Consider the following 1,320-nt stretch of genomic DNA (forward strand, 5'->3'; position numbering starts at 1 on the left):
TGCACGAGCCTGGTCTCGTCGTCCTCGGACAATTCGCCGCGCGCCTTGCCGGCCGCGACCGCGAGCGAGGCGAGCACCATGAGCTGGCAGGTGAAGGCCTTTGTGGACGCGACGCCGATCTCGGGACCGGCGAGCGTCTGGAGCACCGTCTCGCTCTCGCGCGCAATCGTCGAGGTCGGCACGTTGACGACGGCGAGCGTGTGTACGCCTTCGGCCTTGGCATAGCGGAGCGCGGCGAGCGTATCGGCGGTCTCGCCCGATTGCGAAATGAAGATCGCCAGATCGCCCTTGCGCAAGGGAGACTCGCGATAGCGGAACTCGGAGGCGACGTCGACCTCGACCGGCAGGCGCGCCATGCGCTCGAACCAGTATTTTGCGACGTAGCCGGCGTAGCTCGCCGTGCCGCAGGCCGTGATCGTGACGCGCTGGATATCGCGAAAGTCGAACGGCAGCTTCACCGGCAGCGACACGCGGTCGGACGCCATGTCAACATAGCGGGCCAGCGTATGGCCGACGACCTCGGGCTGCTCGTGGATTTCTTTCGCCATGAAGTGGCGGTAGTTGGCCTTGTCGACTAGCGAGGTCGAGGCCGCATGCTTGATCTTGTCACGCTGGACGGCGCGGCCGTCCTTGTCGAAGATGGCAACGCTGTTGCGGGTCAGCACCACCCAGTCGCCGTCCTCGAGATAGCTGATCGTGTCGGTGAACGGGCCGAGCGCGATCGCGTCCGAGCCCAGGAACATCTCGCCGTCGCCGTAGCCGACCGCGAGCGGCGGACCGTTGCGAGCGCCGATCAGCAGGTCGCCCTCGCCCGCGAAGATGAAGCCGAGCGCGAACGCGCCGCGCAGCCGGCGCAACGCGAGCTTCACCGCCTCGACCGGCTTGTTGCCACGGGTGAGCAGATCGTCGACCAGATGCAGCACGATCTCGGTGTCGGTCTCAGTGCGGAATACCGTGCCCTTCGCTTCGAGCTCCTCGCGTAGCTCGCGGAAATTCTCGATGATGCCGTTATGGACCACCGCGACGCGTTCGGTGGCGTGCGGATGGGCATTGTGCTCGGTCGGCTTGCCGTGGGTGGCCCAGCGGGTGTGACCGATGCCGGTCGTCCCTTTCAGCGGATTGTCACGCAGCCGTGCCTCGAGGTTCTTCAGCTTACCTTCGGCGCGGCGGCGCTCCAGGTGATCGCCTTCGAGCGTGGCAACACCCGCGGAGTCGTAGCCGCGATATTCAAGCCGCTTGAGCGAATCCACCAATTGCTCTGCAACCGGTTCGAGCCCGAGAATGCCGACAATCCCGCACATGCGGATCAATATCCCCCAA

The 1,320-nt window shown here is 65.5% G+C and carries 1 protein-coding gene; it reads right to left on the minus strand.

Annotated elements, in window-relative coordinates:
* Nucleotides 1-1,301, minus strand: a 1,301-nt coding sequence (glmS, locus tag SO140_RS45880) for a glutamine--fructose-6-phosphate transaminase (isomerizing) (protein ID WP_498544192.1), incomplete at its 3' end; no start/stop codon positions are given.
* Nucleotides 1,302-1,320: the final 19 nt, after the last annotated feature.

Source organism: Bradyrhizobium sp. UFLA05-108, from assembly GCF_059803455.1.